Source organism: Arthrobacter sp. 05N425, from assembly GCF_056397125.1.
Genome location: NZ_JBFTMU010000005.1, coordinates 16,916 through 29,310 on the forward strand (window position 1 = coordinate 16,916; position 12,395 = coordinate 29,310).

Consider the following 12,395-nt stretch of genomic DNA (forward strand, 5'->3'; position numbering starts at 1 on the left):
CCCCTACGGGTGCACCAGCACCTTCACGGCCGTGTCCTTGTGGTTGATCAGGGTGTCGAAGCCCTGTTCCACGAGGTCGTCGAGCGCGATCCTTCCGGTGATGAAGGGCTTGAGGTCCACCTTGCCCTCCTGCACCATCCTGATCACGGCGGGGTGGTCCCGGACGTAGGCGATGGTGCCGCGCAGGTCGATCTCCTTCAGCACCAGCTTCTGCATGTCCACCGTGGCGGGCGCGCCCCAGATGGACACGTTGACCACCACTCCCCCGGGCCGGACGGCGTCGAGCATGGTGTCCAGCACCGCGTTCACGCCGGCGCATTCGAAGGCGACGTCGGCGCCGGTCCCGCCGGTGAGTTCCAGCACCCGGGCCGGAACGTTTTCCAGGCTGGGGTCCAGCACGTGGTCCGCCACCCCGCTGGAGAGGGCCTTTTCCTTCCGGGCCTGGGTCAGTTCGCTGATGATCGTCGTCACGCCCATGCCCTTGAGGACGGCCGCGGTCAGCAGCCCGATGGGGCCCGACCCGCCCACCAGGGCCACGTCGCCGGCCTTGGCGCCGCTGCGCGCCACCGCGTGGTGGGCCACGGAGAGCGGCTCGATCAGGGCCGCCTCGTCCAGCGGGATGTCGCCGATGGGGTGCACCCACCGCTGGTCCACCACGATCTTTTCGCTGAGCCCGCCACCGCCGCCGGAGAGCCCGATGAAGCCCATCTGCCGGCACAGGTGGTAACTGCCCGCCTGGCACATATCGCAGTCGCCGTCCACAAAATACGGTTCGACGACGACGTTGTCCCCCACCGCGAGCCCGTCCACGCCTTCGCCCACCTCAGAGACGGTCCCGGAGAACTCGTGCCCCAGGGTCACCGGCGACTCCTCGTGCGAGAGCGGGTGCGGGTGCCCAGGCGCCGGGCAGAAGATGGGGCCTTCCAGGTATTCGTGCAGGTCAGTGCCGCAGATCCCGCACCACGCGACGTCGATCTTCACCGCGCCGGCCCGGAGCTCCGGCTCCGGGACGTCCTCGATCCGGATGTCCTTGCGGCCATGGAAACGTGCTGCCTTCATGATGGTCCTTCCAATCAGTGGAACGGATATGGGGTTTCACCGGGCCGGCCGGTGGCCGCCGGTTGGGTCCAGCCGGCGGCCGCCGATTGAGCCCGGTCAGCGGGTGTGGTGACTTGGCTGCAGTTCGTAAACAGGCGTTTCGAGTCCTTCCATCCGGGCCTTCAGCTGCAGGGCCAGATAGGCGGAGTAGTGCCGGCTCTGGTGCAGGTTGCCGCCGTGGATCCACAGGCTGGGTACATTGGTCGGCTTCCACATGTTGCGCAGCTCACCCTCCCACGGACCAGGGTCCTTTGGCGTATCGGAGCCGTATCCCCAGCATTTTCCTACTTTGTCCGCAATTTCGGGAGAGACCAGGTCCGCCAGCCAGCCGTTCATCGAGCCGTAGCCGGTGGCGTAGACAATAAGGTCCGCCTCCAGCTCGGTCCCGTCGTCCATCACGACGGCGTTGCCGGTGATCTTGGCGACCTGGCCGGACTTCAGCTTCACCCGCCCGTCGATGAGCAGCTGGGAAGCGCCGACGTCGATGTAGTAGCCCGAGCCGCGCCGCAGGTACTTCACGAACAGGCCGGACCCGTCCACGCCGAAGTCCAGGTCGAAGCCGGCGGCCTCGAGCTGGGAGTAGAACTCCGCGTCCCGCTCGGCCATCTGCTGGTACACCGGCACCTGCGCCCCGGGAAGCACCCGCATGGGAAGCGAGGCGAACAGCAGGTCCGCCTTCTCGGTGGTGATGCCGTTGGCGAGCGCCCGCTCCGAGTAGAGATCACCCAGGGCCAGGTCCATCAGCGACTCGCTGCGGGCGATGTGGGTGGAGGACCGCTGCACCATGGTGACGTCGGCGCCGTGCTCCCAGAGGTCCGCGCAGATGTCGTGCGCTGAGTTGTTCGAGCCGATCACCACGGCCTTCTTGCCCGTCCAGTCGCCGCCGCCGGGGTGTTGCGAGGAGTGGCGCTGCTCGCCGAGGAAACTCTCGGCGCCGTCGAAGGCGGGGATGCTCGGGTAGCCGGAGACGCCCAGGGCAAACACCAGCTGCTTGGGCCGCAGCGTCACCGGTTCGCCGTTGCGGACGACGTCGACCGTCCATTCCTGCGCGCCGTCGTCGTACGCCGCTCCCACGCACTCGGTGCCGGACCAGTAGTTCAGCTCCATGATCCGGGTGTAGTGCTCCAGCCAGTCGCCGATCTTGTCCTTGGCGGCGAAGACCGGCCAGTCGTCCGGGAACTTCAGGTACGGCAGGTGGTCGTACCAGACGGGATCGTGCAGGTGCAGGGACTTGTAGCGGTTCCGCCAGGAGTCGCCGGGGTTCTGGTTCTTCTCGATGATGATGGTGGGCACGCCGAGGCGCCGCAGCCGGGCGGCGAGGCCGATGCCGCCCTGCCCGCCGCCGATGATCACGCAGTACGGCTGCTGCTCGTAGCCGAGCCGGGCCTCCTGCTCTTCCTTCAGTTCCAGCCAGGACCGGCGGCCGCGGACGATCTGGTGAGCCACGCCCTGCTCACGGCGCGGGCCTTTCTTCTCCTCGAAGCCCTTCAGCTCCTGCATGGTGGTCAGCAGCGTCCAGCACTTGCCGTTCCGCAGCCGGAGGTGGCCGTAGCCGCGGGCGTCGCCGGTCTCGAACGTGATCCAGGCTTCCACGGCGTCGGCGTCCCCGGTGGCATCCTCCGCGAGCGCCCAGCCCGCGGGCTGTACGCGTTCCAGTGTCGCTTCCAGCATGCGTCGGATGTCCGCCTTACCCTCGAGGGTCTTCAGGTTCCAGGTGAACGCCACGAAGTCGCGCCAGTAGCTGTCATCCTCGAAAAGCTCCAGGGCCGCGTCCAAGTCGCGCCGTTGCAGCGCGTCATCAAAGGACGCCAGCCAGGCCTGCGCGGCAGCGGTTGGTGTTCCGGTCATCTCCACTCCTTTGTGATGTTGCCAGGTGAGCCCCGTCCCGCCGGTACCCTGCGATATGCTGGGGCGAGCGTGAGCTGCATCACCATTGGAGCGCGCCGGGGGTAACAGCGGCGTTACACGCCCACCGGTCCGGCACTGCCGCCGACTGCGGGGAGGAGCTGAGTGGACTACGGCCTGAGGTTCTCTGACCCGGCACGGTATGCACGGACCCTGCGCCGCGCACATGAACTCGTCATCTCCGGCGTCCCGCGCCCCGAAATCCCCGCCAGCCTGGCCGATTCATGGCACCGGGCCATGGCCTTGGGCATCAGCCCGGACCAGCACAGCCCGCGGCACCTGCACGAGGTGTCCGAGGTGCTGGAGCTCCGGCGGGAGCACCGGCTGCAGCGCGTGATGCCGGCCCTGCATGAGCTGCTGGCCGACGATTCGCGGAGCGGCCGGCACTTGCTGGTGTTGACCGATGCCAGCGGCGAGATCCTGTGGCGGGTGGGCAGCCCGGCCGTCCTGCGGCAGGCTGACCGGCTGGAGTTCCTGGAAGGGGCCGACTGGTCCGAGGCCGGGATCGGCACCAACGCCATCAGCGAGGCCCTGGTCACCGGTAGCCCGGTGCAGCTGTTTTCCGCGGAGCACCTGGTCCGCACGCACCACGAGTGGGCGTGTTCGGCGGCGCCCATCACGGATCCGGCCACCGGGCGGGTGCTGGGGGTGCTGGACGTCTCGGGGCCGCTGGACACGATCAGTGCGGACACCCTGCGGATGGTGCGGTGCGCCGTGCGGGTGGCGGAGTCGCTCCTGGGGACGCCCGACGGCGGGACGCACGACGGCGGGACTTCCGCGGGTGCGCCGTCGGGCCCGGGCGGGCAGCGCCCCCGCGAGCGCCTGCGCGGCCCGGTCGACTCGCCGCCGAGGGCGGCGGTGGCGTCCCTGGAACTGCTGGGCGACAAGCCATCAGCGTTGATGGCCGACGGCAGCCGCGTGCCGCTGACGCCGCGCCGCGCCGAGATCCTGGCGCTGCTGGACTCCCGCGCGCAGGGCTGGGCGGCAGAGGAGCTGGCCTACGAACTGCACGGCGACGCCGGGACTCCGCAGGCCATCCGCACCGAGATGTTCCGGCTCCGGTCGCTGCTCGGCGAGGCGGTGCTGTCCAACCCGTACCGGCTGGCCGCGGACGTGGCCGGACGGTCCGACTCGGGGCGGGTGCTGGGGCAGCTGCGCGAGGGCCGGGTGGCGGAAGCGCTGGAATCCTACCGGGCTCCCCTCCTCAGCCGGTCCGGCGTCCTAGCGGTCCAGCTGCTCCGGGACCAGTTGGACCTGGCCGTGGGATCGGCCGTGCGCGCCAGCGCCGACCCCGGGCTCCTGATGCGCTGGCTCTCCACGGACATGGGATCCGCCGACGCCGAGGCGGCGGAGGTCCTGGGAGCGCTGCTGGGTCGCGGGGACCCGCGGTACCTGGCGTTCCGCGCCTCCGCCGGCGCCTGACCGGGCCCGGAGACAGGCTGCCGGGGCTGGTGGCGAAGTAGAACCCATTGGCCGAACGGACGAGGCGGGGGCCGCGCAACAGGTTATTGACCGCCGTATGGGGCGGGGGTAATTTACGAGTAGCCGTGCTGTAACCCGTTGAGACGAGGGCGAACCCCGTCTCGGAATCACGCCAAGGCAACCCGCGTAACGATGCTGGGTTGCCAAGGTGCATAAGGTCTCCGCCGCTGTGGAAGCCTGCGGCATAGGCTTTTGCCCTCCACGACCCAGGGCCCCATCGGCTGCTAAACCCATTACCCGGCACGACCCAGCGGCCGTGCCCAGTTGCCCGGGCATGCCCGGCCCGGGTGAATCGGAGTACACGGTGGACAACAGCTCTTTCCAGGCCCTCCAGGAGAAAGTGCGGGGCCACGTCATCACGAGCGATCACGCGGACTACGACACCGCGCGTGCCGTCTTCAACGGAATGATCGACAAACGCCCCGCAGCCATCCTGCGCGTGTCGCAAGTCGCGGACGTCATGGCAGGCGTGAACTTCGCGCGGGACACCGGTTTGGACCTGGCCCTGCGCGGCGGCGGCCACAGCGCACCCGGGTTCGGGACCTGCGACGGCGGCCTCGTCATCGACTTCACTGGCTGCCGGGGCGTGCGCGTGGATCCTGCCAATGCGACAGCACGGGCCGAAGCCGGAGTGACGTGGGCGGACTTCAACCACGCCACGTGCGCCTTCGGCCTTGCCACCACCGGAGGCATCATTGGATCAACGGGTGTTGCTGGTCTAACCCTCGGCGGAGGCATCGGCTACCTCGCCCGCAAGTACGGACTCTCGTGCGACAACCTGAAATCCGCGGACGTAGTGACCGCCGACGGGAAGTTCCTCGTCGCCAGCGACACACAAAACGAGGACCTCTTCTGGGCGCTGCGCGGCGGGACCGGCAACTTCGGCGTCGTGACTTCCTTTGAGTTCAACCTGCACCCGGTGGATGTTCTCTACGGCGGAGTGATCATCCACCTTCTGGAGCACGCCGACGCGGTGGCACGGCTCTACCGGGATTACATCGCCACCGCACCGGAGGAAATGGGAGTTTTCCTGGGCTTCCACCAGGGGCCGCCTGTCCCCTTCCTGCCTGAGGAATATCACGGGAAGCCCGTGGTGGTGCTGGTGGGCGGCTGGGCTGGCCCCCACGACGAAGGGGAGCGTCAATGGCAGCCGTTCCTCGACGTCGCGCCCGCCGCCGGTTCCTTCCTGGGCCCCATTCCGTACACGGTGCTAAATACACTCTTCGACCCCATGTATCCCAAGGGCCTGCAGGCCTACTGGAAGTCCGCGTTCCTGCCCCGCCTGAGCGACGACGTCGTCCGTGTCGCTGAGAAGTTCGGCGAGGCCATTCCGAGCGTCCAGACGGCCAACCACTTCTATCCCATTAACGGTGCCGTCCAGCGGGTCGGGCGGGACGCGACCGCGTTCCCCTACCGCGACGCCGACTTTGCAGTGGACATTGCCTGCCACTGGGAGGATCCGGCCGACAATGACGCCAATAGGAAATGGGTGCGCGACTACTATGCCGAACTCCACCCCCTCGGATCCGGCGCAGGCTACGTGAACTTCCTCGACGCCGACGACCAGCCACACATCGAGGACACCTACGCTGGGAACTACGCCCGCCTCGCCCAAGTCAAAGCCAAGTACGATCCCGGCAACCTCTTCCACATCAACCAAAACATCAAACCGGCGGGCTGACACTTCCAACAACCCGGCGAGTGCATGCGGTTGGTGCGCCGGGTGGGTCACCGGTTCCCAGGAGCTGAGCATGCGGGAGCAGCAGGACATTGTTGTCATCGGCGGCGGTCAGGCCGGGCTCGCGATGAGTCGGGTGCTGCAGCAGCAAGGCCGCGACCACGTCGTCCTGGAGCGCGGGCGGGTCGGTGAGCGCTGGCGGACCGAGCGATGGGATTCCCTCCGCTTTCAGTTCCCGAACTGGACCCTGCAGCTGCCTGGCTACGCATATCAGGGGCCCGATCCGGAGGGGTTCGCCCACTACCGCGGGATTCTCAGTCTCCTGGAGGACTATGCGGGGCACCTGGCGGCGCCCGTGCGTGAACACGCCGAAGTCCAGGGTCTCGCGGCGCTTGGCGGGGACGAGGGCTTCGAGCTGTCCCTGGCTGACGGCTCCATCCGCGCGCGGAACGTCGTCATCGCGACGGGGCCCTTTCAGCTTCCCCGGATCCCCGCCGTGGCGCACGAGGTCCCACGATCGGTCCTGCAGCTCGACCCCACGCGCTACCGGCGTCCCGAGGCCCTGCCGGAAGGTGCCGTGCTCGTTGTCGGCAGCGGCGCCTCCGGCACCCAGATGGCCGATGAGCTGCTCCGTGCCGGACGCCGCGTCTACCTCTCGGTTAGCAGGCACCGGCGCGTCCCGCGGCGCTTCCGGGGCAAGGACGCCTACTGGTGGTTCGACGCACTGGGCCGCTTTGCGCAAACCATCGACAGCTTTCCCGAGCGTCAGTACCCGCCGTCGACGGTCGTGACAGGGGTGAATGGCGGCTACGACGTCGACGTTCGCAAGCTTGCGGCAGCCGGCGCGAACGTGATTGGCCGGGTCACCGGAGCGTCAGGCGGCGAGCTGGGGGTGCAAGCCAACGCGAATCAGATCCTCGATGAGGCCGATCAGGCGTACGCCGGCTTCGTGGCTGCAGCCCGGGACTTCATCACCAGAGGCGGTGAGGATGGGTTCGCCGAGGCGGATTCGGGGGAACCAGAGCCTCTTCCCGGTGTACAGGAGGTCGAGTCGCTGAGCCTCCCGGCGGAAGGCATCACCACTATCATCTGGGCGACGGGGTACGGCTACGACTACGGCTGGGTCAGGATTCCGGTGTTCGATGCCCGCGGCCGGCCCGCCCAGCAGCGCGGCGTCACCGCCGTTCCGGGCCTGTACTTCCTTGGGCTGCACTGGATGCACACCTTCAAGTCCGGCCTGCTCTCAGGTGTGGGCGACGACGCCGAATTCCTGGCCGATCAGATGTCTCGGGGGCGCCCTCCCTACAGGTAGTCCCCGGCGCGTTCGCGGGCGATTTCCAGCAACGTGGAATGGAAGGCGACCTCTGCCGGGGCGTAGACCTTGTCCTGGCGTTGGGCCAGGAGTACCCGCCGCAGGGGCGCGGCCTCGCCGAGGCTGATCACCCGGACGTCCGGGTGCTGCAGGGCCACGGCCGTCTTCGGCACCATGGCCACGCCCATGCCGACACTCACCATCGCCTGCGCTTCCTGGTAGTCGTTGGCCAGGAAGCCGATGGTCGGTTCGAAGCCGGCTTCATGGGCGGAGCGCTGCAGCACTTCGACGACGGGGTGCGCTTCGGCCCGCACGATCCAGGATTCCTTGCGGAGCTCTTCCATCCGGATCTCGTCGCGGTCGGCTAGCGGATGGCTGCGGGACACCAGCAGGACCGTGCTTTCCTGGAAAACCTCCGTGATCCGGATGGAATCGTCGTGAAAGCGGTTCCAAGGGTAGTCCCACAGCAGGCACAGCCCGGTCACTCCGGACTGCAGGTCGCTCACCAGCTCATCGAACCGCGCGCTGCGGAGGGACAGGCCGATCGCCGGGTACCTCTTCTTGAAGGCCCGGATGACAACCGGCAGGAACGAGCCGGCGAGCGTCGGAAAGGTGCCAACCGTCAGCGAGCCCCGCTTGAGGCCGGCGATCTGGTCCAGGTCCGACTGGGCGGCGCGCATCTGCCCGATGACCTTGCGCGCGTGCCCGGCGAGGACCTGCCCGGCCTCGGTGGGCACCACTCCGCGGGAGCGGCGGTTCAGCAGCGGCTGGCCGACTTCCTGCTCAAGCTTCCTCAGCTGCTGCGAAACGGCGGAGGGCGTGTACATCACCAGCTCGGCCGCAGCGGTGATCGACCCCTGCTCCACCACCTCCACCAGCAAGGCAAGGCGCCGAATGTCGAACAATTCCCGATCAGGATCGTTAAGCAACGCTATGCCCTTCTGTTGAATCCGTTAATTCTATACATTCACGCTCTCTTCCGGGGGTGAAGCGAACAATTTCCGACGGCGGCACTCCGGTAGGCAGGATGGCCTGAGCTTCAAAGACAATGAATGAAGCATCACTACAGTCCCGTGCAGAAATCCAACCTTGTCTTCATTTGTGATCTGGATCAATCTCGAATCAAGCCCTTGAACACCATTGGGGCAGATCTATGCAGAACCGAAGCTAGGAACAGACCATGAAGATCGAAGCGGAGTGGATGCGCGGAGGCACCAGCAAATGCTGGGTCTTCGAAACAGGCCAGCTGGACGAGACCGGGATCAGCCCGGACGTGCTGCTGCCCCGGCTGTTCGGCAGCCCCGACCACCGGCAGATCGACGGCGTCGGCGGCGCCACCTCCACCACCAGCAAGGCGATGATCCTGCACCGCCACGCCGACGCCGGCGTCGACGTCGAGTTCACCTTCGCCCAGGTGGGCATCGAGGAGGCCGCCGTGGACTGGGGCAGCAACTGCGGCAACTGCTCCGCCGTCGTCGGCCTGTACGCGATCGAAAAGGGCTGGGTGGTTCCCGACGGCGACGTCACCCGGATCGTCACCCGCAACACCAACACCGGCCAGATCATCATCCAGCGGGTGGCGACGCCGGCCGGCGCCCTGCCCATCGTCCCGCAGGCAGAGATGCCCGGCGTCCCGTTCCCCGGCTACCGGGTGGGGCTCGGCTTCCTGGACCCGGCGGGCATGACCACCGGCCGGCTGCTTCCCACCGGGTCAGCCACGGACACCATCGTCGCCGGCGGCACCCGCTGGACCGTCTCCATGGTCGACGCCGGGGCCCCGGTCGTGATGCTGCGCGCGGAGGACCTGGGCCTGGACCCGGAGCGCCACGCCAGCTGGACCGCCGGGCTGGACCTGCAGCTGGACACCCTGGAACACATCCGCCGCCAGGCCGCCGTGCGGATGGGGCTGGCGGCAACTCCCGCCGAGGCCGCCCGCGCGGTCCCCAAGGTCGCCGTCGTGGGCGCCCCTGCCCCGTCCGACGCCGAGTCCGACGTCGCCGTCGTCATGCTCTCGATGGGCAAGCCGCACCCGGCCCTGGCCATCACCGGAAGCATCGCCCTGACCCTCGCCGCCCGCACCCCGGGCACCCTGCTGGGCGACATCACCGGCGGCACCGCCGGCCCCACGCTGCGGTTGCGCACCCCGGCCGGAGTGATCGAAACGTGGAGCGAGGCACGGGACGGGCAACTGCTCGTCGGCGTCGACCGCACCGCCCGCACCATCGCAACCACCACCATCCACCTGCCCGAGGCCCTCGGCACCGCCGTCGACGCCTCCCTTGCCAGCGCTACTCGATGAGGAGAACGCATCATGACTAACATCGCAGAAAAGACTGCGGAACAGCCCACAGAAGAGGCGTCCGTACAGGCCGCACCCGGCGACACCCGCGTCGAGCCCTCCCGGCGTCCCGACCGCCGCCGCCGTATCCTGCTGGTGACGGTAGCCGCGATCGCCGCCCTGGGGCTGGTCGCCCTCCTGTTTGGAGGTGGCCTGTTCAACCCCGCGGCCGCCCCTGAATCGGAGCCGACCATGACCGCCACCCAGATCATCCCGCTCGTCATCCTCGTGGTGATGTTCGTCGTCGCCACCAAATGGCCGCTGAACATCGGCGTCATGGGGCTGGTGGCGTCCTTCGGCGTCGGCTACTTCATGCTCGGCATGAGCGACAAGGAAATCCTGGAGGAGTTCCCGGCCAGCATCGTCCTGACGATCATCGGCGTGACCTACTTCTTCAGCATGGCGCAGCGGAACGGGTCGATCGACATTATCGTCCAGACCTGCGTGCGGCTGGTCCGGGGCAAGACCATGCTGCTGCCCTGGGTGTTCTTCCTCCTGGCCGCGGCGCTGACGGCGCTGGGCACCTTCTCCCCCGCCGCCGTGGCGCTGCTGGCCCCGGCGGCGCTGGGCCTGGCGTATGAATCGCGCATCCACCCGGTCCTGATGGGCGCCTTCGTCATCAACGGCGCGCACGCCGGCGGCTTCTCCCCGCTCTCCGTCGCCGGTGTCCTGGTGCACGACATCGCCCTGAAGAACGGCTTCCCCATCTCGCAGGGCTCGCTCTTCCTGGCCAGCTTCGCGCTGAACTTCATCCTGTCCGCCCTGACCATTGTGGTGTTCGGCCTGCTGGGCAAGCTGCGCGACAAGCACAGCAACGAGTACGCCGGCCTGGAGACGCCCCGCACCGGGCGCCCCACCGGCCAGCAGATCTTCACCCTGCTTCTGATCGCCGCGATCCTGGTGTGCACCCTGGGCTTCCACATGCCGATCGGCTTCGTGGCCCTCTCCGCCGGCCTGCTGCTGGCGTTCGTCAACATCAAGGAACACAAGACCTTCATCGGCGGCGTCTCCTGGTCCACCGTGCTGCTGGTGGCCGGAATGATCACCTACGTCTCGCTGCTCCAGCACGTGGGCGTCATCGACACCCTCGCCGAGATGGCCCTGGCGCTGGGCGCACCGCTGCTGATCGCCCTGGTCCTCTGCTACGTCATCGGCGTCGGATCCGCCTTCGCGTCCTCGACGGCGCTGCTCACCGCGTTCATCCCGATGGCCGGGCCGCTGCTGGCCACCAGCTCACTGAGCGCCTCCGGCACCGTCGCGGCCCTGGCCATCGCCGCCACCGTGGTGGACGTCTCCCCGTTCTCCACCGACGGCGCCCTGGTGGTGGCCAACGCCCGCGACAACGACCGCCAGCGCGTCTACCGCCAGCTCATGATGTACGCCGGAGGTGTGGTCCTGGTGGCGCCTGCGCTTGCCTGGGCGCTGCTGGTGTTGACCGGGATTATGTAGGGGCTCCGAACCCCGCATGCACCCAAGGCAGGCCGGCTTTCATAGCCGGTCTGCCTTTGGCGTAATGCGACCTTTGCGTCTTACCAGTTTCACGGCGGCGGCAGAGCATCTCGCCGCCAACGGCCGTGTGTCCGTCAGCTCCCACACTTCACAAGCGGTGCAACCATGACCGCCCCAGGCCGTTGAATGCGGGGACATTGGGACCAGGCTTGCGCGCCCCACGAAGCGACGCCGCGTTGTCGCCGAGAATGTCGGCGTCGCGAGGATGCTATTGGGGTCGCTACTACCGCTGATGGCGGCTTTCAGTTGGGGAGGGACAAGAAATGACGACAGAGACCAAGTCGCTCGTGCCGGTATGGGCAATCGCTACCGACGCCGTGAGCGTGTCGGACGTGCTAGGCGAAGAGGGCATGACACCGGCACGACTCGCCGAATTGAGAACTGTCCTCGCAGCGCTTGCGAACTCCCCAGTCGTCACTCTTGAAGTCCTCCGCGGCTTCGTATACAGCATTCTGGCGGCGGTGGCTCTGCCGGGACTCTTGCTCGTGGTTCTGTACATTGTTGCGTCCGTTGTGCACAGCCGGGACGTCAGACGCCGGGACCCGGTCCGGCGCTTCGGCCGCCAGCAGCGCCGGGAAGGAATGACGCGGGCGGGCGGCCAGTGCGAGATGGAGTCCCGTCTCGGGCGGCGGTGCCCGCAGCCCGCCGAGCACGGTGACCACTTCTTCCCATGGTCCAAGGGCGCGCTCTACAAACCTGCAAAACTTCGTCGCCGCCTGTGCCAGATGCAACCGGACCAAAGGCGCGAGGACACCCTCGCCCGGTCAGCAGGCGAGGATCCATCGCCGACGGCGGGAGTACCCGGCGTCGGCCGGTCCCATCAGCGTCGGCGAACGGCAGCCGTCAGCCTGAGCGGCATGGATCGAGCGAATAACTGGCCCCGGCTGAATGCCTGAATAAATCGGGGCCCTTTACCCGTTTCCCGGCTAGGGCCGTGAAGCGAACGCCTGGATAGCCTGCAGGGAGTCCGGCCCCTGACCCCGAAGTTCCCGACATACCCTTGTAAATGCGGCTTGCCACGCTTTGCTTAATCCACGAACACCAATCTGCGTTCCACTAATATGTTGGCTAAA

The 12,395-nt window shown here is 67.7% G+C and carries 9 protein-coding genes; 6 read left to right on the forward strand and 3 right to left on the reverse strand.

Annotated features, from left to right (window positions below; all coding sequences use genetic code 11):
• Positions 1 to 3: 3 nt before the first annotated feature.
• Both AC1DGE_RS09360 and AC1DGE_RS09365 read right to left on the reverse strand, forming a co-directional pair.
• Positions 4 to 1,059 carry a 2,3-butanediol dehydrogenase gene (locus AC1DGE_RS09360; RefSeq protein WP_441419471.1) on the reverse strand — a complete coding sequence of 352 codons (1,056 nt, stop codon included), beginning with the start codon at positions 1,057 to 1,059 and terminating at the stop codon, positions 4 to 6.
• Positions 1,060 to 1,155: 96 nt separating this feature from the next.
• On the reverse strand, positions 1,156 to 2,946 hold the full coding sequence (locus tag AC1DGE_RS09365; protein ID WP_441419472.1) for an NAD(P)/FAD-dependent oxidoreductase: 1,791 nt from the start codon (positions 2,944 to 2,946) through the stop codon (positions 1,156 to 1,158).
• 162 nt (positions 2,947 to 3,108) lie between these two features.
• Between AC1DGE_RS09365 and AC1DGE_RS09370 the strand changes: the two genes are divergently transcribed.
• The 3 genes from AC1DGE_RS09370 to AC1DGE_RS09380 all read left to right on the forward strand — a co-directional run bounded on the left by AC1DGE_RS09370 (position 3,109) and on the right by AC1DGE_RS09380 (position 7,475).
• A complete protein-coding gene (locus AC1DGE_RS09370; protein ID WP_441419473.1) occupies positions 3,109 to 4,425 on the forward strand; it encodes a GAF domain-containing protein in 1,317 nt (438 codons plus the stop codon).
• A 364-nt stretch (positions 4,426 to 4,789) separates the two neighbouring features.
• On the forward strand, positions 4,790 to 6,166 hold the full coding sequence (locus AC1DGE_RS09375) for an FAD-binding oxidoreductase (RefSeq protein WP_441419474.1): 1,377 nt from the start codon (positions 4,790 to 4,792) through the stop codon (positions 6,164 to 6,166).
• A gap of 70 nt (positions 6,167 to 6,236) precedes the next feature.
• On the forward strand, positions 6,237 to 7,475 hold the full coding sequence (locus AC1DGE_RS09380; protein WP_441419475.1) for an NAD(P)-binding domain-containing protein: 1,239 nt from the start codon (positions 6,237 to 6,239) through the stop codon (positions 7,473 to 7,475).
• Here the strand turns inward: AC1DGE_RS09380 and AC1DGE_RS09385 are convergent.
• Positions 7,466 to 8,404 carry a LysR substrate-binding domain-containing protein gene (locus AC1DGE_RS09385; RefSeq protein ID WP_476917332.1) on the reverse strand — a complete coding sequence of 313 codons (939 nt, stop codon included), beginning with the start codon at positions 8,402 to 8,404 and terminating at the stop codon, positions 7,466 to 7,468. The genes AC1DGE_RS09380 and AC1DGE_RS09385 overlap by 10 nt on opposite strands.
• A gap of 251 nt (positions 8,405 to 8,655) precedes the next feature.
• Between AC1DGE_RS09385 and AC1DGE_RS09390 the strand changes: the two genes are divergently transcribed.
• From AC1DGE_RS09390 to AC1DGE_RS09400, 3 genes are all read left to right on the forward strand, one after another.
• Positions 8,656 to 9,774 carry a PrpF domain-containing protein gene (locus tag AC1DGE_RS09390; protein ID WP_441419477.1) on the forward strand — a complete coding sequence of 373 codons (1,119 nt, stop codon included), beginning with the start codon at positions 8,656 to 8,658 and terminating at the stop codon, positions 9,772 to 9,774.
• 12 nt (positions 9,775 to 9,786) lie between these two features.
• Positions 9,787 to 11,262 (forward strand): SLC13 family permease, encoded by a 1,476-nt coding sequence (locus AC1DGE_RS09395; protein WP_476917333.1) that lies wholly within the window; start codon positions 9,787 to 9,789, stop codon positions 11,260 to 11,262.
• A gap of 323 nt (positions 11,263 to 11,585) precedes the next feature.
• A complete protein-coding gene (locus AC1DGE_RS09400; RefSeq protein ID WP_476917334.1) occupies positions 11,586 to 12,218 on the forward strand; it encodes a hypothetical protein in 633 nt (210 codons plus the stop codon).
• The last annotated feature ends 177 nt before the right edge of the window (positions 12,219 to 12,395 follow it).

Coding starts and splice junctions, on each gene's coding strand:
- AC1DGE_RS09395 (WP_476917333.1), top strand. CDS start 9,787: ATGACTAACATCGCAGAAAAGACTGCGGAACAGCCCACAGAAGAGGCG.
- AC1DGE_RS09360 (WP_441419471.1), bottom strand. CDS start 1,059: ATGAAGGCAGCACGTTTCCATGGCCGCAAGGACATCCGGATCGAGGAC.
- AC1DGE_RS09390 (WP_441419477.1), top strand. CDS start 8,656: ATGAAGATCGAAGCGGAGTGGATGCGCGGAGGCACCAGCAAATGCTGG.
- AC1DGE_RS09400 (WP_476917334.1), top strand. CDS start 11,586: ATGACGACAGAGACCAAGTCGCTCGTGCCGGTATGGGCAATCGCTACC.
- AC1DGE_RS09365 (WP_441419472.1), bottom strand. CDS start 2,946: ATGACCGGAACACCAACCGCTGCCGCGCAGGCCTGGCTGGCGTCCTTT.
- AC1DGE_RS09380 (WP_441419475.1), top strand. CDS start 6,237: ATGCGGGAGCAGCAGGACATTGTTGTCATCGGCGGCGGTCAGGCCGGG.